The 21,016-nt window shown below is 47.1% G+C and carries 17 protein-coding genes; 13 read left to right on the plus strand and 4 right to left on the minus strand.

What is annotated here, in order from left to right; translation table 11 throughout:
• The first annotated feature begins 148 nt into the window (after window positions 1-148).
• From LPB400_RS07370 to clpP, 9 genes are all read left to right on the plus strand, one after another.
• Window positions 149-973 carry an amino acid ABC transporter substrate-binding protein gene (locus LPB400_RS07370; protein WP_219088580.1) on the plus strand — a complete coding sequence of 275 codons (825 nt, stop codon included), beginning with the start codon at window positions 149-151 and terminating at the stop codon, window positions 971-973.
• Window positions 963-1,679, plus strand: a complete 717-nt coding sequence (locus LPB400_RS07375) for an amino acid ABC transporter permease (RefSeq protein WP_219088582.1) — start codon at window positions 963-965, stop codon at window positions 1,677-1,679. The genes LPB400_RS07370 and LPB400_RS07375 overlap by 11 nt, the downstream gene beginning before the upstream one ends.
• 9 nt (window positions 1,680-1,688) lie before the next feature.
• Window positions 1,689-2,450 carry an amino acid ABC transporter ATP-binding protein gene (locus LPB400_RS07380; protein ID WP_219088584.1) on the plus strand — a complete coding sequence of 254 codons (762 nt, stop codon included), beginning with the start codon at window positions 1,689-1,691 and terminating at the stop codon, window positions 2,448-2,450.
• A 177-nt stretch (window positions 2,451-2,627) separates the two neighbouring features.
• Window positions 2,628-4,547 carry an ATP-binding cassette domain-containing protein gene (locus LPB400_RS07385; RefSeq protein WP_219088586.1) on the plus strand — a complete coding sequence of 640 codons (1,920 nt, stop codon included), beginning with the start codon at window positions 2,628-2,630 and terminating at the stop codon, window positions 4,545-4,547.
• Between the two features lie 47 nt (window positions 4,548-4,594).
• Complete coding sequence (locus LPB400_RS07390) at window positions 4,595-4,948, plus strand: nucleolar protein (protein ID WP_219088588.1); 354 nt, start codon at window positions 4,595-4,597, stop codon at window positions 4,946-4,948.
• 36 nt (window positions 4,949-4,984) lie between these two features.
• On the plus strand, window positions 4,985-5,536 hold the full coding sequence (locus LPB400_RS07395; protein WP_070585346.1) for a hypothetical protein: 552 nt from the start codon (window positions 4,985-4,987) through the stop codon (window positions 5,534-5,536).
• A gap of 188 nt (window positions 5,537-5,724) precedes the next feature.
• Window positions 5,725-8,169: a DNA translocase FtsK gene (locus LPB400_RS07400; RefSeq protein WP_219088590.1), complete on the plus strand. Its 2,445-nt coding sequence runs from the start codon at window positions 5,725-5,727 to the stop codon at window positions 8,167-8,169.
• Between the two features lie 192 nt (window positions 8,170-8,361).
• Complete coding sequence (tig, locus tag LPB400_RS07405) at window positions 8,362-9,672, plus strand: trigger factor (RefSeq protein WP_070460717.1); 1,311 nt, start codon at window positions 8,362-8,364, stop codon at window positions 9,670-9,672.
• 90 nt (window positions 9,673-9,762) lie between these two features.
• On the plus strand, window positions 9,763-10,383 hold the full coding sequence (gene clpP, locus LPB400_RS07410; RefSeq protein WP_107769375.1) for an ATP-dependent Clp endopeptidase proteolytic subunit ClpP: 621 nt from the start codon (window positions 9,763-9,765) through the stop codon (window positions 10,381-10,383).
• 63 nt (window positions 10,384-10,446) lie between these two features.
• Here the strand turns inward: clpP and LPB400_RS07415 are convergent, their stop codons facing one another.
• Together LPB400_RS07415 and clpB are read right to left on the minus strand one after the other, a co-directional pair.
• Complete coding sequence (locus LPB400_RS07415) at window positions 10,447-12,435, minus strand: site-specific recombinase (protein WP_107769376.1); 1,989 nt, start codon at window positions 12,433-12,435, stop codon at window positions 10,447-10,449.
• Between the two features lie 229 nt (window positions 12,436-12,664).
• Complete coding sequence (gene clpB / locus LPB400_RS07420; RefSeq protein ID WP_107769377.1) at window positions 12,665-15,238, minus strand: ATP-dependent chaperone ClpB; 2,574 nt, start codon at window positions 15,236-15,238, stop codon at window positions 12,665-12,667.
• Window positions 15,239-15,497: 259 nt separating this feature from the next.
• Here clpB and trpS point away from each other — a divergent pair, with 259 nt between their 5' ends.
• The 3 genes from trpS to tpx all read left to right on the plus strand — a co-directional run bounded on the left by trpS (window position 15,498) and on the right by tpx (window position 17,665).
• Window positions 15,498-16,508, plus strand: coding sequence for a tryptophan--tRNA ligase (trpS, locus tag LPB400_RS07425; RefSeq protein WP_107769378.1), 1,011 nt, complete (start codon window positions 15,498-15,500; stop codon window positions 16,506-16,508).
• 80 nt (window positions 16,509-16,588) lie between these two features.
• Window positions 16,589-17,128 carry a hypothetical protein gene (locus tag LPB400_RS07430; RefSeq protein ID WP_070615945.1) on the plus strand — a complete coding sequence of 180 codons (540 nt, stop codon included), beginning with the start codon at window positions 16,589-16,591 and terminating at the stop codon, window positions 17,126-17,128.
• Between the two features lie 42 nt (window positions 17,129-17,170).
• Window positions 17,171-17,665 carry a thiol peroxidase gene (gene tpx / locus LPB400_RS07435; RefSeq protein ID WP_070647111.1) on the plus strand — a complete coding sequence of 165 codons (495 nt, stop codon included), beginning with the start codon at window positions 17,171-17,173 and terminating at the stop codon, window positions 17,663-17,665.
• Window positions 17,666-17,768: 103 nt separating this feature from the next.
• On the opposite strand, the gene ftsH is transcribed toward tpx, so the two are convergent.
• The gene (gene ftsH, locus LPB400_RS07440) at window positions 17,769-19,730 is read right to left on the minus strand and encodes an ATP-dependent zinc metalloprotease FtsH (RefSeq protein ID WP_070647110.1); all 1,962 of its coding nucleotides are present in this window, start codon (window positions 19,728-19,730) and stop codon (window positions 17,769-17,771) included.
• Between the two features lie 70 nt (window positions 19,731-19,800).
• Window positions 19,801-20,421 carry an RlmE family RNA methyltransferase gene (locus LPB400_RS07445; protein ID WP_004520613.1) on the minus strand — a complete coding sequence of 207 codons (621 nt, stop codon included), beginning with the start codon at window positions 20,419-20,421 and terminating at the stop codon, window positions 19,801-19,803.
• A gap of 111 nt (window positions 20,422-20,532) precedes the next feature.
• Here LPB400_RS07445 and yhbY point away from each other — a divergent pair, with 111 nt between their 5' ends.
• On the plus strand, window positions 20,533-20,820 hold the full coding sequence (yhbY, locus tag LPB400_RS07450; RefSeq protein ID WP_070460735.1) for a ribosome assembly RNA-binding protein YhbY: 288 nt from the start codon (window positions 20,533-20,535) through the stop codon (window positions 20,818-20,820).
• Window positions 20,821-21,016: the final 196 nt, after the last annotated feature.

A 21,016-nucleotide genomic window follows, 5' to 3' on the forward strand; every position in this document is an offset into this window, starting at 1 on the left:
TTTTGATACACCACTCAAGGCCGTCTGAACAAACCAGCGTTCAGACGGCCTTTTAAGGCATAAGATGTATTTTGTATTTTGGGCAGTTTCGCTTAGAATGCATGCTTTAATACCAGATGACACACTAAAAAATCAGGAGTAAAAATCCATGTTGAAAAAATTCGTACTCGGCACCATTGCTGCAGTAGTTTTGGCTGCTTGCGGTGGAGAAGGTAGCAACTCAGCTTCTTCTGCTCCGGCACAATCCGGTGCGGCCTCAGGCTCATTGATTGAGCGTATCAACAACAAAGGTACCATCACTGTCGGTACGGAAGGTACTTACGCACCATTCACCTACCACGACAAAGACGGCAAATTGACCGGCTACGATGTCGAAGTAACCCGCGCAGTTGCCGACAAACTGGGCATCAAAGTTGAATTTAAAGAAACACAATGGGACTCCATGATGGCAGGTTTGAAAGCCGGCCGTTTTGACGTGGTTGCCAACCAAGTCGGCCTGACCAGCCCTGAGCGTCAAGCGACTTTTGACAAATCCGAGCCTTACAGCTGGAGCGGTGCCGTATTGGTTGTACGCAAAGACAGCAACATCAAATCCATCGATGACATCAAAGGCGTGAAAACCGCACAATCCCTGACCAGCAACTATGGCGAAAAAGCCAAAGCGGCAGGAGCTGAACTCGTACCAGTAGACGGCTTGGCACAATCCCTGACCCTGATTGAACAAAAACGTGCCGATGCAACCCTGAACGACGAATTGGCGGTATTGGACTATCTGAAAAATAAACCTGATGCTGGTGTAAAAATCGTTTGGTCTGCCCCGGCTGACGAAAAAGTCGGCTCCGGCTTGATTGTCAATAAAGGCAATGATGAAGCATTGGCTAAATTCAGCACAGCCATGAACGAACTGAAAGCCGACGGCACGCTGAAAAAACTGGGCGAACAATTCTTCGGAAAAGACATCAGTGTTAAATAATTTCCTTGCCTCCCTGCCGTTTATGACAGAAACACGCGCTGATATGCTCATCAGCGCGTTTTGGCCCATGGTTAAAGCCGGCTTTATAGTATCTCTTCCTCTAGCGATCGCTTCTTTCGTTATCGGCATGATTATTGCTATAGCCGTTGCTTTGGTACGAATCATGCCACCAGTTGGAATTCTTCAAAAAATCCTACTTAAAGTGGTTGAATTCTATATTTCGGTCATTCGTGGCACACCACTTCTAATACAGCTGGCTGTAGTCTTCTATGGTCTGCCATCTGTTGGTATATATATCGACCCGATTCCTGCTGCCATCATCGGCTTCTCGCTCAATGTCGGTGCATATGCTTCCGAAACCATCCGCGCGGCAATCTTGTCCGTACCTAAAGGTCAATGGGAAGCCGGCTTCTCCATCGGTATGACCTATATGCAGACGTTCCGCCGTATTGTCGCACCACAGGCATTTCGTGTTGCCGTACCGCCTTTGAGCAACGAGTTTATCGGCTTGTTCAAAAATACTTCGCTTGCAGCAGTTGTAACAGTAACTGAATTATTCCAAGTTACCCAACAAATTGCGAATCGCTCCTATGACTATCTACCAGTCTATATCGAAGCCGCATTGGTTTATTGGTGTTTCTGCAAAGTGCTGTTTTTGATTCAGGCGCGTTTGGAAAAACGTTTCGACCGTTATGTCGCCAAATAAGGAGTTGTCATGATTAAAATCCGCAATATCCATAAGACCTTTGGCGAAAATACCATTTTGCGCGGCATCGATTTGGATGTCGGCAAAGGACAAGTGGTTGTTATCCTAGGCCCGTCCGGCTCAGGCAAAACCACGTTTTTACGCTGTTTAAACGCTTTAGAAATGCCCGAACAAGGTCGGATCGAGTTTGACAATGCGCAGCCGTTAAGCATCGATTTTTCCAAAAAACCAAGCAAACACGATATTTTGGCACTGCGCCGCAAATCCGGCATGGTGTTCCAACAATACAACCTCTTTCCGCATAAAACTGCGTTGGAAAACGTCATGGAAGGACCGGTTGCCGTACAAGGCAAGCCTGTCGCCCAAGCGCGTGAAGAGGCTGTCAAATTGCTTAAAAAAGTCGGTTTGGGCGACAAGATCGACCTCTATCCCTACCAACTTTCCGGCGGTCAACAGCAGCGCGTCGGTATTGCCCGAGCATTGGCGATTCAGCCTGAACTGATGCTGTTTGACGAACCGACTTCCGCGCTTGACCCTGAATTGGTGCAAGATGTTTTGGATACCATGAAGGAATTGGCACAAGAAGGCTGGACCATGGTTGTCGTTACGCATGAAATCAAATTTGCCTTGGAAGTGGCAACCACCGTCGTCGTGATGGACGGCGGCGTTATTGTCGAGCAAGGCAGCCCGCAAGATTTGTTTAATCATCCCAAACATGAGCGGACACAAAAATTCCTGCGCCAGATCCGTGCGGGCAATGCCGACCTTTAAAATTAATTGAAACGACAGACAATTTGAAAGTATTCCTGACTGTCATTTCATAAAGGCCGTCTGAATAAGTGAAATAGAAATCGCTGATTTCGTTTTCATACTTGTTCAGACGGCCTTTTATATGTCTTTTCAGGTAAAATAACGCCTTTCGTTTTACTCATCCCCTTGCCTGCCATCATGATAGAAATCAAAAAACTCACCCTGCAACGCGGTTTGAAAGTCCTGCTCGATAAAGCCGATGCCGTAATCAACCCCGGCCAACGCGTTGGTTTAATCGGTAAAAACGGTACGGGAAAATCCAGCCTGTTTGCGCTGATAAAAGGTGAAATCACACAAGATGGCGGCGAAATCCTGATTCCCAAAACATGGCGCCTGGCTTCCGTCTCTCAAGAAACGCCTGATTTAGATATTTCCGCTTTAGACTACGTTTTGCAAGGCGATGCCGAATTGCAGGCTTTTCAGACGGCCTTAGCCCAAGCAGAAGCGCAAAACGACGGCATGAAACAAGCCGAATATCACGCCAAACTTGAAGAAATCGATGCCTATATCGCTCCGGCACGCGCAGCGAAATTGTTAAGCGGCTTGGGTTTTGCACAAGAAGAGCATACCCATCCCGTCAAATCCTTCTCCGGCGGCTGGCGTATGCGCCTCAACCTGGCCCAAGCACTGATTTGCCGTGCCGATTTGCTGCTTTTGGACGAACCGACCAACCACTTGGATTTAGAAACCGTATTGTGGCTGGAAAACCATCTTGCCTCCCTGCCCTGTACGCAAATCATCATCTCCCATGACCGCGACTTTTTGAATGCCACCACCACGCACACCATCGAACTGTCGCAACAAAAACTGACCCAATACGGCGGCAATTACGATTTCTATCAAACCGAACGCGCCCAACGTCTGGCGCAACAACAAGCCGCCTACGTCAAACAGCAGGCGCAAATCAAACATCTGCAATCCTTTATCGACCGTTTCAAAGCCAAAGCCACAAAGGCCGTACAAGCCCAAAGCCGCATGAAGGCATTAGCCAAGCTCGAGCGCATCGCCCCTGCGCATTTGGATAGCGAATTTTCCTTTGAGTTTGCCAATCCGACCCACCTGCCCAATCCATTGTTGAAACTTGACCATGCCGACTTGGGCTATGGCGACAATACCGTTTTACACGATATCACCTTGTCTCTGGAAAGCGGCGCACGTTACGGCCTATTGGGCGTTAACGGCAGCGGTAAATCCACATTTATCAAAGCATTGGCAGGAAAAATCGATTTACTTTCCGGCAATATCGTCCGTTCCGAAAAGCTCAATATCGGCTATTTTGCCCAACATCAACTGGATACTTTACGCGCCGACCAAAGTCCGGTTTGGCATATCCAGCAGCTTTCGCCCGAAGTCCGCGAACAGGAAATCCGCAACTTTTTAGGCGGTTTCAACTTTGTCGGCGATATGGCGGTTCAAAAGACCGAGCCGTTCTCCGGCGGCGAAAAAGCGCGGCTCGCCCTTGCCATGATTATCTGGCAAAAACCTAATCTGCTGCTACTTGACGAACCAACCAACCACCTAGACTTGGATATGCGCCACGCCCTGACACTTGCCCTGCAAAGTTTCCAAGGTGCATTGATTGTCGTTTCGCACGACCGCAGCCTGCTTGAAGCGACTACCGATAGTTTCCTCCTTATCGACAAAGGCCGTCTGAACAACTTCGACGGCGATTTGAACGACTACCGTCAATGGCGGTTGGCACAAGAAAACGCCGCAGCAGCCCCCGCCGCATCTGCACAAAGCCAAAGTCGCAAAGACACCAAGCGCATAGAAGCACAAATCCGTCAGGAAAAAGCCAAACGCAGCAAACCAATTCAGCAGAAAATCGACAAAGCCGAAAAAGAAATCGCACGATTAACTGATATTCAGACGGCCTGTGAAGCATTTTTGGCACAAGAATCTGCTTATTCAGAAGAAAATAAACCCAAATTGCAAGAGACACTCGCACAATTAACAGAAACTAAAGTAAAATTAACGCAACTGGAAGAAAACTGGCTGCAATGGCAGGAAGAGCTTGAGCAAATCCAAGTTGATGTCGAAGCCGAGTTTTCCCAATAAAAATAGAGCCATCAGGCCGTCTGAAATAAAACACAATACGGAAAAACATGACTTCAACCATCAAACAAGCCGGATACTTCCTCGTATCCTCTTTCGTCTTGGGCATTTCTCTTCACGCAGCCGCCGCAGTTTATTCCTGTGGCAACGGCAGCTATACTTCCGAACCCAAATCCTCCTGCGCACAGGCCGAGTTGCCTAAAATCAGCGGCCATCAAGGCAGCGGTTATCATCTTAACATCCGCAGCCTCAATGCCTCTGATGAACGCGTCAATGCAAAACCCAAGAAAAATAAGCGCACGGAAAAATCCGATAAACAAGAGAAAAAAGCCGACAAACCGAGCAAAAACAAGAACGGTAAAAAAGCCAAAAAACAGCAGCCCATACCGTCTGAACAAGAATAAAATGCTCAAATGCAACGCATCCGCCCTACCTGAATCATGAAAAAATATCTGCTTACCCTATCCCTGCTGCCGCTTGCCGTTTTCAACAGCCAAGCCCACGCCGCAAAAATCTACACCTGTGAAGTCAACGGCTCGATTGTCTATACTTCGCGTCCAAGCGGCAACTGCCAAGCCGTCAACGATTTGCCGATTGTCGGCAAATACAGCAGCAGCCGATACGATGCCCCGGTCAGCGATGCGCCTACACTCAACGCGCCGACATCACAAACGGCTCCGGCAAAAAGCAAAAATACGGCGGCAAAATCCAATCATAAAGCAACGCCCAAACCTGCCCCTATCCGCACTGCTTCTGAAACGGCTCCTCCTCCGGTTCCAAAATCCTCCGGTGTCAACAGTCGCCGCTCTATTCTGGAAACCGAGTTATCCAATGAACGCGCGGCTTTGGCCGATGCCAAAAAGCAACTGAGCCAAGCGCGGACAGCCAAAGGTGGCAGCGTCAATCAACAGGCCATCAGTACGCTGCAAGGTGCGGTTTTGGATAGAGAGAAAAACATTCAAGCCCTCCAGCGCGAACTGGGCAGAATGTAAGTCCAAATCAATCAAAACATCAGGCCTTCTGAATAGGTGGAAACGAAATCCAAAATTTTCGTCATGCCAAACAGACGGCCTGAATCCCATAATGATTACGCCCGTTTCAATTTCTCGCGTCTGGTAAATACGGTATAATTTGCCATTTACGCACATTACCTCCGGTCTTTTCAGACGGCCTTTATCTCATGACTGCAAAATCTTCTAAAACCCAAACAAAAAAACGCGTCTCTACCAAACCGGCAGCCAAACCGACCACACGCAAATCCACCAAAGCACAAACTCAAGCCGACAATAAAGTCTCCCAACGCCTCAAGGCCGCCAAAGAGCTGCAAAAAAACGAAGAAAAAAAAGCGCGTCCCGAGCATGTCGTCAACTTGATTAATGATGCTTTATGGCTGTTTGGCTTGGTTATCACCATTTATCTGGCCATTTCCCTGGCCAGCTTCAGCATGGACGACCCTGCATGGTCGCGCAGCGTTCCCAAAAGCAACGATGTCGCCAACCTCGGCGGCCTCTTTGGCTCCTATCTTTCCGATGTCGGATATTATCTGTTCGGCCTATCGTTTTGGTGGTGGATAGCTGCCTCTTGCGTTTTCCTCTACAAAAATTTCCGCCCCATGAAAAAGCAGGAAAACCACAAGCCCTACAATCACGGCGTAGCCGCTTTGGCATTGTTTCTCCTGCTGGTGTGCAGCCCGATTATCGAACATTTCCTGTTTGACAATGCATTGAGCGAATCCCTTCCCGTCGGTGCAGGCGGCTTGGTCGGCTTGCTGGCGGGTTCAGGCTTGGCTTGGCTGTTGGGTAAGTCGGGCAGTCTGTTGATTATGCTGGTGATGTTGCTTTTATCCATTTCCCTGCTGGCTCAGGTGTCATGGTTGGAAGTCATGGCCAAATCCGGCAGCCATATGGGTGGTCTGTTTGGCAACCTGATGAAAAAACTGTCTCAGTTCCGAAATAAAAAAGAAGATGTCTGCTCCGAAGCTTTGGAAACCCAAAATACGCGCCGCATGGTTAAAGAAGCCAAAACCATTACCGCCACTCCGGTTACTCCGTTGGCAGGCAGCAGCAGCAACCGTAAAACCGTTGCCGTATCCGTTGCGCCGCCCCCTAAAATCCAAACTTCCCTGTTTGACGATACTGAACCTAAAAACAACGGCGAATACCACAAACCCAACATGAATCTGTTGCGTATGCCGTCTGAAGAACCGGTTGCCGTCAATCCGGATGAATTGCAACAAACCGCAGAATTAATCGAAGCCAAGCTGGCTGAATTCGGCATCGGCGTACAGGTTGTTTCCGCTACTTCCGGCCCTGTGATTACCCGCTACGAAATCGAACCGGCACAAGGTGTCAAAGGCAGTCAAATTGTCGCCCTGTCCAAAGATTTGGCGCGCTCGATGTCTCTGCAAGCGGTACGCATCGTAGAAACCATTGCCGGTAAAAACACCATGGGCATTGAATTGCCCAACGAGAAACGCCAAGATGTCATGTTGAGCGAAATCCTCTCTTCATCCGTGTTTACCGACGCCAAGTCCAAACTGACCGTTGCCTTGGGTAAAGATATTGCAGGTACCCCCGTTGTCGGCGACTTGGCAAAAATGCCGCATCTTTTAGTCGCAGGTATGACCGGATCGGGTAAATCTGTCGGCGTGAACGGCATGATTATGTCCATGCTCTTCAAAGCCACGCCCGACGAAGTCCGCTTCATTATGATTGACCCGAAAATGCTGGAATTAAGCATTTACGACGGCATTCCGCATCTGCTCTGCCCGGTTGTGACCGATATGCGTGAGGCAGGCCAAGCATTGAACTGGTGTGTTGCCGAAATGGAAAAACGCTATCGCCTGCTTTCCCATGCCGGCGTGCGTAATTTGGACGGTTTCAACCAAAAAGTCGAACAAGCCAAAGCAGCAGGCAAACCATTGCTCAACCCGTTCAGCTTAAATCCTGACGATCCTGAGCCTCTGGAAAAACTGCCGTTGATTGTGGTCGTTATCGACGAGTTGGCTGACTTAATGATGACCGAACGCAAATCCGTTGAGCAGCAAATCGCACGTCTTGCCCAAAAAGCGCGTGCGGCAGGTATTCACATGATTGTCGCCACTCAACGCCCAAGCGTTGATGTGGTTACCGGCCTGATTAAAGCCAACATTCCGACACGTATGGCCTTTACCGTACAAAGCAAAATCGACAGCCGCACTATTCTTGACCAAATGGGTGCAGACGAATTGCTCAAATACGGCGACTCGTTATTCCTGCAACCGGGCAGCGCAGAACCGACACGCCTGCAAGGTGCATTTGTTTCCGATGATGAAGTACATCAAGTTGTCAATTTCGTCAAAGAACAGGCTCCAACCAATTATGTGGAAGGTCTGCTCAGTGGCGAAGCGGCCATCGAGACCACCAATATTGTCAATCCGAACGCAAACAGCGATGAGTTATTTGATCAAGCCGTTGCCTTCGTATTGGAGAGCCGCAAGACTTCCATTTCCGCCCTGCAACGCCAATTGCGCATCGGCTACAACCGTGCCGCCAATTTGATAGATGCGCTTGAAAATGCCGGTGTTCTTTCTCCGGCAGACATCAACGGCAGCCGACGGATTCTGGCACAAAAAGACCAGCTGTAAAAAACAACAATATCAAAACACAAAGGCCGTCTGAAAAGAATTTCCCACTTTTCAGACGGCCTTTTTATGTTATTCGTGAAACATTGTGTTATACTAAGCAGCTAAATTTTGACCTTATGCACGCTTCCGAAATTCTTCGGAATACTGAGCAGAAGGATAACCGTTTAAACACAACAAATTTAAGGGCTTACGATGAGCGTAACTGTTGAAACTTTAGAAAATCTGGAACGCAAAGTAGTATTGTCTCTGCCTTGGTCCAAAATCAACGCAGAAACTGAGAAAAAACTGAAACAAACCCAACGCCGTGCAAAAGTTGACGGCTTCCGTCCGGGTAAAGCACCGTTCAAAATGATTGCCCAAATGTACGGCGCAAGCGCACAAAACGACGTTATCAACGAATTGGTACAACGCGAATTCTACGAAGTTGCCGTTGCTCAAGAATTGAAAGTTGCCGGTTACCCACGCTTTGAAGGCGTTGAAGAACAAGACGATCAAGAGTCTTTCAAAGTTGCCGCTATTTTTGAAGTTTTCCCTGAAGTAACTATTGGCGACCTGTCTGCCCAAGAAGTAGAAAAAGTTACTGCGACTGTTGGCGATGCCGAAATTGACCAAACTGTAGAAATCCTGCGTAAACAACGCACCCGCTTCAACCATGTTGACCGCGAAGCCCAAAACGGCGACCGCGTCATCATCGACTTTGAAGGCAAAATCGACGGCGAACCTTTCGCTGGCGGCGCGTCTAAAAACTACGCTTTCGTATTGGGCGCAGGCCAAATGCTGCCTGAATTCGAGGCCGGTGTTGTCGGCATGAAAGCCGGTGAAAGCAAAGATGTTACCGTAAACTTCCCTGAAGACTACCACGGTAAAGATGTTGCCGGTAAATCTGCCGTATTCACCATCACTCTGAACAACGTTTCTGAAGCCACTTTGCCTGAAGTTGATGCTGACTTTGCTAAAGCTTTGGGTATTGAAGACGGCGACGTTGCCAAAATGCGCGAAGAAGTGAAGAAAAACGTTGGCCGCGAAGTTGAGCGCCGCATCGGTGAACAAACCAAAGAATCTGTAATGAATGCCCTGCTCAAAGCAGCCGATTTGCAAGTTCCTGTTGCTTTGGTCAACGAAGAAGCCGCCCGCTTGGCAAACGAAATGAAACAAAACTTCGTTAACCAAGGTATGGCTGACGCTGCAAACTTGGATCTGCCTTTGGATATGTTCAAAGAACAAGCAGAACGCCGCGTTTCTTTGGGTCTGATTTTGGCTAAATTGGTTGAAGAAAACAAACTTGAGCCAACTGAAGACCAAATCAAAGCCGTTGTTGCCAACTTCGCAGAAAGCTACGAAGATCCTCAAGAAGTTATCGACTGGTACTACGCAGAGCCTTCCCGCCTGCAAGGCCCGACTTCTTTGGCAGTAGAAAGCAACGTTGTTGATTTCGTTCTGAGCAAAGCTAAAGTAACCGAAAAAGCGCTGTCTTTTGACGAAGTAATGGGCGCACAAGCTTAATTGCTCCAAGGCCGTCTGAAATAGACAATCAAAAGCACCGAAGCGCTTTAAATGGCTTTGGTGCTTTTCCATCATTAACAGGAGACAAAAATGTCCTTCGATTTCAATAACTACCTTGTCCCTACCGTTATCGAACAAAGCGGTCGCGGCGAGCGCGCATTCGACATCTACTCACGCCTTTTGAAAGAGCGCATCGTTTTCTTGGTCGGCCCGGTGACAGATGAATCTGCCAATCTGGTTGTTGCGCAATTGCTGTTCTTGGAAAGCGAAAACCCAGATAAAGATATCTTCTTCTATATCAACTCTCCGGGCGGTTCAGTTACTGCCGGTATGTCGATTTACGACACCATGAACTTCATCAAGCCTCATGTTTCTACCTTATGCTTGGGCCAAGCGGCAAGCATGGGCGCATTCCTGTTGTCCGCAGGCGAAAAAGGCAAACGCTTTGCCCTGCCAAACAGCCGCATCATGATTCACCAACCGCTCATCAACGGCGGCTTGGCCGGTCAGGCTTCCGATATTGAAATTCATGCTAAAGAGCTGCTGAAAATCAAAGAGAAACTGAACCGCTTACTCGCCAAACATTGTGATCGCGATTTAGCCGACTTGGAACGCGATACCGACCGCGACAATTATATGTCTGCCGATGAAGCTAAAGAATATGGTTTGATTGACCAAGTTTTGGAAAACCGCTCCTCTCTGCAAGCCTAATCTTTATCGGTTTAAATCAAAGGCCGTCTGAAAAGTATATATTCAGACGGCCTTTCTTCAATCTTACTTCGTGTTGTCTTTGTTATTCACTTGAACCGGATACAGTAAAATCAAAGGATTGGCTTTAACTTGACTCCAGAAGCTTTTCAGCAGATTACGCATACTGCCCAAACGCGTGCCGCGAGAACGGAGTGCAACGGCCAAAGCTAAAGAAAAGCTGACCACCAGATTCACCATGCCGATTGCCAATACACTTGCCAAGCCAAGCATAAAAGTGAATATATCTGCATGACCGCTAATCGCGGCATAACCCAAATTTGCCGAAGAGAACGCCACATGGCGAATATCCAGCGGCAAGCCGAAAAGATGGCCGAAATAGCCGGTCATCCCCAAAAGCATACCAAAAATAAAATTGCCCATAAGCGAGCCGTAATGCTTATGAATATAAGCGGCCAGACGGCGGCGTGGCTGCGGACGCATGATTTTTCGTAAAAACGGATTAAACGGCAGGCGCTGACGCAGGTTCAGATAATCGGAACGGTTGTCAAAGAAGCCGGCAATAATCCCCGAGCAAAACAGCCATACACCGGCAATAGCGGCATACCATAAAGTCGGCTGAGTAAAAATCTCAATAGATTTAAACTGGTAGGCTGTAACTGCCTCATTCAATAAAGGCTGGCCATGCGTGTAGGCATAACCCCAAGCGATCCCCGCCGCCAACAATACGGCAATCGATACATTACCAAATACGGCAACACTTTGCGAACGACACACGTCAATCAGCAGTTTTGCCAATTTGTTGTCCACCGCCTTGCTGCCTTCATTTGAGTCCACCTGCTCGGCAAAGCTCGCCGCCGTCATGGCAGGCTGCTTGGTCGCAACGGTGCAGTGCAGCATATGAGTCAACATAAAGCCTAAGCCGTAGTTAAGTCCGGCAAGGAATGACGTCGTAAACTCGCCGAATCCCAAAGACGCAATATGGATTTTATTCAATGCCATCAGAGCAATAATTACGCCGCCGCCTGCTGCGGAATAAAACATTTTGAAATATTCGCTACGGTTGCGCGTAATGTAATGCTCACCATGATGGCTTTTGTTTTCCGTAATACTGCGTGCCAGCATTCGGATACTGCTTTTACGCAAGTGGCTGGTGCTGTATTGCTCTACCGCCGCGTAAATCATCGCATTCATCAGATTGATGGTTAAGCGGGTACGGCTGCCGGTTTCGATTTGAATATTGGTCAACAGTTTCAGACGGCCTATGGTTTGTTGCAGGCGCTCCAGCAAGTGTGCCACTTTCACTGACGAACCAGACCCTGCTCCTGTACCACGACGACGCAGATACTCAATTTGCTTGTCGCACTGGTCAAACATGACCTCCAAGTGCGCCGTATCATAAGTTTCTTCGCTGTGGCGATAGTGTTCTACCAATTTTGCAATTTCACGTTGTAAGGCGACAAATGCCGAATCCGCCTCCAACAAACGGGGGGCAATCCGTATTAAATCCGGCTCAATCGCTTCGGAAGCAATCCAAATCGACAGCATTTCCACCGCTCGCAAACGGGCATCTGCCAACTGTCGGCTGGCCGTCTGAAGCAAAGCAGGATCCGCTTTGCCCTGCAACAATTCATACATGCTCAACCATTGGCGCAAACTCAGGGTTTGCAACCATTTATCATCGTTTTTCGAATGGAAAAGATACAAAAACACTTCGCGCAGATTGGAAAAATCTTTATAAGACGGGCTGAAACGTTCGTAAATCCGTATGCCCATCTCCCGAGTAAAACTATGGCGCGAGAAAATACCCAGCTTAATCAGCGCAGGATAGATGTGAACTTTGGACAGCCAGGCATAGAAGCGCAGGCTGAATTGACGGCATAAAGCATCGTCTTGTTTTAAAGTAGATAAAATCAAATCGAAACGTTCGGAAGCCTGTTTTTTGCCTCCTCGGCGCAAAAATTTGATTAATGCATTGAGAATAAGAACAAAGTCGGTATCATTTAAGCGTTCCGACAAAATAATGTGAAGATTTTGATTAGTCAGTTTTTGCATTGTAGTATTATTACATAAAATGAGATATTTAGCAAGAACCTTGGCAAACAGGTCGGATTATATCGCATTCTTTGTCAACCTATGGAACAAGATTTTCAATTAATATTCTCTAAAATTCAATGAATAATCAAATTACATAACAAATATATGATGTGAATCAATAACTAAGAAAGGCCGTCTGGATTCTTTCAGACGGCCTTTTACAACAACATACTACATTGTTTTAACCTTATGCAAACAAGAGCTTACCACCCTCTTCTTTAACATGGATTGTGCTATCAGGTGCATATTTACCTTCAAGTAATGCTTTTGCCAGCGTATTTTCGATTTCTGACTGAATGGCGCGTTTGAGCGGACGGGCACCATACACAGGATCAAAACCGGCTTTGGCAATCAGATCCAAGGCAGCATCATCGACTTTCAGATGCAGATGTTGCGCTTCCAAACGTTTTTCCAAACCTTTAAGCTGGATTTTCGCAATGCTGCGGATATTGGCCTGATCCAAACCATGGAACACGACTACTTCGTCAATACGGTTGATCATTTCAGGACGGAAATGTTCTTTCACATCCTCCATCACCACTTCTTTTACCGCTTCGTAGTCCTGAGTACCCATTTGTTGGATATGTTGGCTACCAATATTGGAAGTCATCACGATAACGGTATTTTTGAAGTCCACAGTTCGACCTTGTCCATCGGTCAAGCGGCCGTCATCCAATACTTGCAGCAAGATATTGAACACGTCCGGATGGGCTTTTTCCACTTCATCCAAAAGAATCACGCTGTATGGTTTGCGGCGGACTTGCTCAGTCAGGTAGCCGCCTTCTTCGTAGCCGACGTAGCCGGGAGGCGCACCGATTAAGCGGGCAACAGCATGTTTTTCCATGTATTCGGACATATCGATACGAATCAGATGATCTTCGCTGTCAAACAGGAAGCCTGCCAAAGCTTTGCACAACTCGGTTTTACCCACACCGGTCGGGCCTAGGAACAGGAAGCTGCCGTAAGGTTTGTTTGGATCGGCAAGGCCGGAACGGCTGCGGCGGATGGCGTCGGATACAGCACGCACGGCTTCATCTTGGCCGACCACACGGCGGTGCAATACTTCTTCCATTTTCAACAGCTTGTCGCGTTCGCCTTCCATCATTTTGGACACAGGGATGCCGGTCATGCGCGATACGATTTCGGCCACTTCGTCCGCACCAACTTCGGTACGGAAGAGTTTGTTTTGTTTTTTGCCGTCAGGATTGCTTTCTGCTGCTTGCAACTGCGCGCTCAATTTAGGCAGCTCACCGTATTCCAGCTCGGATGCGCGGGCAAAATCTCCTTGGCGTTTGGCCTGTTCGATTTTGACTTTGATGTCGTCCATCTGTTTCTTGATGTCGGCAGTGCTGGATGACGCAGCTTTTTCGGCTTTCCAAATTTCGTCCAAATCGGCGTATTCTTTTTGCAGGCCGTCGATTTCTTCGTCTATCAATTCCAGACGTTTTTTGCTGGCATCATCGGTTTCTTTGGCAACGTGCATTTTTTCCATTTTGAGCTGGATAATGCGACGGTCAAGTTTATCCATTTGCTCAGGTTTGCTGTCCAGCTCCATTTTGATACGGCTGGCTGCTTCGTCAATCAAATCAATCGCTTTATCAGGCAGGAAGCGGTCGGTAATATAACGGTCGCTCAACTCCGCTGCGGCAACGATAGCAGGGTCGGTAATATCGATACCGTGGTGGATTTCATAACGCTCTTGCAAACCGCGCAGGATAGCGATGGTGTCTTCCACGCTGGGTTCACCAACCAATACTTTTTGGAAGCGGCGTTCGAGTGCCGCATCTTTCTCGATGTACTGACGGTATTCATCCAAAGTAGTCGCACCGATACAGTGCAATTCGCCGCGCGCCAAAGCCGGTTTCAACATATTGCCCGCATCCATTGCGCCGTCGGTTTTGCCTGCACCAACCAAAGTATGGATTTCATCGATGAAAATCAAAGTGTTACCATCGTCTTTAGCTAAGTCGTTCAAAACGCCTTTCAAGCGTTCTTCAAATTCACCACGGTATTTCGCGCCAGCAATCAAAGCCGCCAAGTCCAAAACCAAAAGGCGTTTGTTACGCAGGGATTCAGGCACTTCGCCGTTAACAATACGTTGCGCCAAACCTTCGACGATGGCGGTTTTACCCACACCCGGCTCACCAATCAGCACAGGGTTGTTTTTGGTACGGCGTTGCAATACCTGAATTGCACGGCGGATTTCATCATCACGACCGATAACAGGGTCGAGTTTGCCGTCTCGGGCGCGTTGAGTCAGGTCGAGTGTGTATTTTTTCAAAGCATCGCGTTGGTCTTCGGCATTCGCATCGTTCACGTTTTGTCCTCCTCGTACCGCATCGATCGCGGCATTGATATTTTGTTCGGTTGCACCGGCTTCTTTCAAAATTTTGCCGGTCGCATCATTCTGCTGAACCAAAGCCAGCAGGAAAAGTTCGCTGGCGATATAGGCATCGCCACGTTTGGTCGCAGCCTTGTCCATCAAGTTCAATACAGCTTGCAGTTCACGGCTAGGCATAATATCGCCACCTTGACCGGATACTTTTGGCAAGCTGCTCAAATGTTGCTGCAAAAGTTGTTTTACTTGAGGCACATTCACACCTGCATGAGCCAATAACGCAGCAGCACCACTGTTTTGATCGTCAAACAACGCTTTTAAGATAAAGCCGGCCTCAAGATAGCTGCTGTCCGCAGCCAAAGCCAGACTTTGACCTTCTTGCAGAGCTTGCTGAAATTTGGCAGTCAATTTATCAAATCTCATTTTAAGTTCCTCTTCAAATATATTCTGTTAGAGCCTATATAAGCGCAAATGTGGATAACTCAAGAGCCATTTACCCCATTAATCAACAGTTTTTACTATATTATTGTTTTATAAAGTTTTATTTTTATGATTTTATGTGCATAACTTTTTATTATCCATCTACTCTTTACTCAAAAGGCCGTCTGAAAAATCAAGAATAATCAGGTATAATCGGCACCATATTTATTTTCAGACGGCCTTTGTGCCGAAGGATACTTTCATGAGCAAAAAACGAGTTTTAACAGGCGTTACCACAACAGGTATTCCACACTTAGGCAACTATGTCGGCGCCATCCGCCCGGCCATCCGCGCGGCGCAAGATTCCAATACCGAATCATTCCTCTTTTTGGCCGACTATCACGGCATCATCAAATGTCATGAGCCGGAAATGATTCATCAATCTACTCAAGCTGTTGCCGCCACATGGCTCGCCTGCGGACTCAACCCTGAACAGACCACTTTCTATCGTCAAAGCGATATTCCCGAAGTGATGGAATTGAACTGGATTCTGACCTGTATCACTGCAAAAGGCCTAATGAACCGCGCCCACGCTTATAAAGCCGCAGTACAGGCAAATACCGAAAACGGTCAGGAAGATCCGGATCACGGCGTGGAAATGGGCCTGTACAGCTACCCTATCCTCATGACCGCTGACATCCTTATGTTCAATGCCCATGAAGTACCAGTCGGTCGCGACCAAATCCAACACGTTGAAATGGCACGCGATATTGCCGGTCGCTTTAACCACCGCTTCCAAGAACTCTTCACCCTGCCAGAAGTGAAGATTGATGAAAACGTCGAACTCTTGGTCGGCTTGGACGGACGCAAAATGTCCAAGTCTTACGGCAATACCATTCCGCTTTGGGAAAACGATAAAAAAACCCAAAAATCGGTCAACAAAATCATCACCAATATGAAAGAACCCGGCGAGCCGAAACAGCCTGATGAAAGTCCTCTGTTTGAAATCTACAAAGCCTTCTCCACGCTGTCTGAAACTGCTGAGTTCACGCAAATGCTGGCCGAAGGCCTTGCTTGGGGTGAGGCCAAGAAACTCTTGGGTGCAAAAATCAATGCCGAGCTCGCAGAACCGCGCGAGCGTTACAATGAGTTGACAGCCAAACCATCTCAAATTGAAGACATTTTGCAGGCCGGCGCACAAAAAGCGCGTAAAGAAGCACGTGAATTGTTGGATAAAGTACGCGATGCAGTAGGTATTCGTTCGTTGAAATAATAGCAAGGCCGCCTGAAAATTTCAGACGGTCATAATATCATTTATTATTTGAAATATAATCGTTTTCTAGGGTTTCTCATATGAAAAAAACCTTCCCCCTTATCTTACTCAGCCTTTCATTGGCTGCTTGCGGCGGTAAATCTGAAGATACTGCCGCCAATGATGCTGCTTCAGGCAAAGCGCCTAAACCTACCTTCAAAGTTAAATATATTGATGAACAAGCCATAACCGGTTTGGATTTAGGTACAGCTCAAGACGGCGAAACGAAAGAAGGTAAAAAACAACGTACCTATCCGATTAACGGCATAGAAGGTGGCGTCATCAATCTGATTGGTAAGCACCCTACCGACTTAGAAGTCATCAGCGGCCAATGCATGGAAAAAAATGAAAAAGGCGTTTCAGCCGGCTGGTCAGCCAACGGAGTCTGCCACACAGCCTTTGCAAAAATGGTGGACAATATTGCCCAAGACGGCGGCAAACTGACCGACTATCTGATTTCACACGCTGCTTTGCAGCCTTATACCGAAGGCAAAAGCGGTTATGCCGCCGTACAAAACGGCCGCTATATTTTAGAAATTGACAGCGAAGGCATGTTCTATTTCCGTCGCCGTCATTACTAAACTTCTAACCATCCTATTTTCCCCTGACACGAGGACTGAATCATGGCTCAAGTTACTTTCCAAGGCTCACCTATTTCTACAAACGGCAATTTGCCTGCCATCGGCCAAGTTGCACCTGATTTCACATTGGTAGCAGCAGACCTATCTGAGAAATCATTGGCTGACTATGCAGGCAAACGCAAAGTGCTGAATATTTTCCCTAGCATTGACACAGGTGTATGCGCCCAGTCCGTCCGCACTTTCAACAAACGTGCCTCTTCGTTAGAAAATACCGTCGTCTTGTGCATTTCTGCCGATTTACCGTTTGCACAAGCCCGTTTCTGCGGTGCAGAAGGTTTAGAAAATGTAGTGACACTTTCCACATTCCGCAGCAGCTTTTCTAACGATTACGGAGTAACACTGACAGAAAGCCCATTACGCGGCCTGACTGCCCGCGCAGTGGTGGTTTTAAATGATCAAAACCAAGTTCTCCACGCTGAGTTGGTTTCTGAAATTGCGAACGAGCCTGACTACGAAGCAGCTTTAGCTGTTTTGTAATTGACTCAATAAAATCAGGTCGTCTGAAAATTTTCAGACGGCCTTTAGCTTATCTTCAAAATAAAAACGGTAGCTTAAAAGCTACCGTTTTCTGTTTCAAACCTTATACAGATTTATCTGTTTTGTCTGTTTCTACTGACTCAGTATTCTGAACCTCATTTTGCTCAACAGCTTCAGCAGCTTCAGCAATAGGCGCTTCATACTCTTCCACTTTGTCATCGCGGACATTGTGGCTATAATCTTTAGGCGGACTAGGCTGTTTACCGGCCATAATTTCCAAAACTTGGTCTCGATCGATGGTTTCCCAATCCATAAGTGCTTTGCACATGGTTTCCATCTTATCACGATTTTCATCCAAGATTTTGTAAGCCACTTGGTATTGCTCATCCAAAATACGGCGGATTTCCGCATCGATATCTTGTTGGGTTTTCTCGGAAATATTTTGAGAACGGGTTACGCTGCGACCCAAGAATACCTCACCTTCGTTCTCAGCATAAACCATCACACCCATTTTGTCGCTCATACCATAACGCGTTACCATCTCGCGTGCCATTTGAGTTGCACGCTCAAAGTCGTTAGATGCACCGGTAGAAATACGGCCGACAAAAATATCTTCAGCAATACGGCCACCAAACAAGATTGAGAGCTGGCTCAGCATTTGGTCTTTGTACATACTGATGCGGTCACGCTCAGGCAGCTGCCAAGTCAAACCCAATGCACGGCCACGAGGCATAATCGTTACTTTGTGAACCGGATCGGTAAACGGCAGGCTTTCCGCTACGATTGCATGACCGGCCTCATGATAGGCTGTCGCACGTTTTTCATCTTCGTGCATTACCATACTGCGACGCTCCGGACCCATGTAGATTTTGTCTTTAGCATCTTCAAAGTCGCTTTGATCGACTTTAACTTTATTACGACGACCGGCAAACAAAGCTGCTTCATTGACCAAGTTTGCCAAATCCGCACCTGAAAAACCAGGTGTACCGCGTGCTAAAGAAGTCAAATCTACGGATGCATCCAAAGGTACTTTTTTAGCGTGTACTTTCAAGATTTGCTCACGGCCACGGATATCAGGCAATGGAACAACGACTTGACGGTCAAAACGGCCCGGACGCTGCAACGCTGGGTCAAGTACATCAGGACGGTTGGTTGCTGCGATCACAATAACGGTTTGATTGCTTTCAAAACCATCCATTTCAACCAACAATTGGTTTAATGTTTGCTCACGCTCATCATTACCACCGCCCAAACCAGCACCACGCTGACGGCCAACCGCATCAATTTCATCAATAAAGATGATACATGGCGCGTTTTTCTTGGCCTGCTCGAACATATCGCGGACACGGCTCGCACCGACACCGACAAACATTTCTACGAAGTCAGAACCTGAAATGCTGAAGAATGGCACACCGGCCTCACCGGCAATCGCTTTAGCCAGCAATGTTTTACCCGTACCAGGGCTACCGGCCAACAAAATACCGCGAGGTACACGACCACCCAGGCTTTGATAGCGGTTAGGCGATTTCAGGTAATCCACAATTTCTTGTACTTCTTCTTTTGCCTCATCACAACCGGCGACATCGGCAAAAGTAACTTTATTGGAATCTTTGTCCAGTAAACGTGCACGGCTCTTACCAAAAGAGAATGCGCCGCCTTTACCGCCACCGCCGCTTTGCATGCGCATGAAGTAGAACCATGCACCGATCAACAACAAAACAGGCAGCAGGCTGTAAAACAGACTGGCCAGCATGCTTGGTTTTTCTTCCGGAGTCACTTTGACGCGTACTTTGTTGTCCAACAGTGTTTTAACCAAGTTGTCATCCAAAGGCGCATTGGTATAGAAGGCAGTTTTATCGGTGCGCTCACCTTTAATCAGATAGCCGCTGACAACAGATCCTTCAATATTGACATTGGATACTTCGCCACTATTAACTTGCTGAATAAATTGAGAATATTCGATTTGCTGTTTATCTTCCTGCTTATCGCTGAGTGCATTGAATGCTGCTAAAAGCATAGCACCACCCACTACCCAGACTAATATGTTTTTAATGGTATTCCCCACTGAACAGGCTCCATGGTTACAAAATAAATAAAATCAAGGGAAAGAATTTTAAAGCACCCACCCTACATTGTCAGCGTTTATTTTTACCTAATAGGTAAATCTCACTGGAACGATTGCGGGAAGCATCCGGCTTTCGAGTTTGTACACTGGCAAAAATTTCACGCATAGCCGCCGTATACTCTTGATAACCCGCGCCTTGAAACACCTTCACTAAAAAACTGCCTCCGGTTTTCAAATGTTGGGAGGCAAAATCCAAGGCCAGTTCACACAAATAAAAACTGCGTGCCTGGTCTGTTACGGCATTGCCTGACATATTGGGTGCCATATCACAGATTACAAGGTCTAACGGACGATTATCCAATAAGGCTTCAAACTGCTCCAAAACAGCATCTTCCCTAAAGTCGCCCTGAATAAACGACACGCCTTCAATAGCATCCATCGGCAAAATATCCAAAGCAAACACTGCTCCTGTTTTACCGACCAGCTTGGCCGCAACCTGTGACCAACTTCCCGGCGCGCTGCCCAAATCCGCCAAAACCGTACCTGGCTTGATTAATTTGTCTTTTTGATTGATTTCCAATAATTTATAAGCTGCTCTGGCACGATATCCGTCCTTTTGTGCCATATGGACATAATGATCGTTGACGTGCTCATGCAGCCATGCTTTTGAAGATTTTGAGCGTACAGCCATCTTGATTTGAAATGCTTAAGTTAAAATCAGCATTGTACGTTATTTCCCCCGTAAATGTTCTAAATCGCGTACAATATAGCCATTATTCTTTTGAATTGGATACTTATTAATATGAACGACAACAAATTAAGCACCAAAGAAATTTTGGCCTTGAAAGCCCAAGCACACCACCTCCACCCTGTCGTAATGGTTGGCCAACAAGGCTTGACCGACTCGGTCATCAAAGAAACCGATGCCGCATTGACAGCACACGAATTGATTAAAGTCCGTGTTTTTGGCGATGATCGTGCTGAACGTATTGAAATTTGCAATGCCCTGTGTGAAACACTGGGGGCTCAACTGGTGCAACATATTGGCAAATTACTTGTTTTATGGCGTAAAAAACCGGACGACGAATAATTTAAACTGAATAAACAGCAGAAGTATTTTCTCAACCCACTTTAATCATATCCTTCTGTTGTATTTATGCAGTACGAAATGATTTATTCCATTATTCTAAGCATAAAAATACAAATACGGTTGTCTGTTTTTGTAAATAACCTCAAAATTACAAAATCATAACGGCCGCACTCTGTCGGCCGATTATTTTATTCTT

It is taken from the genome of Neisseria perflava (genome assembly GCF_019334725.1).
Classification (GTDB): Bacteria; Pseudomonadota; Gammaproteobacteria; order Burkholderiales; family Neisseriaceae; genus Neisseria; species Neisseria subflava_A.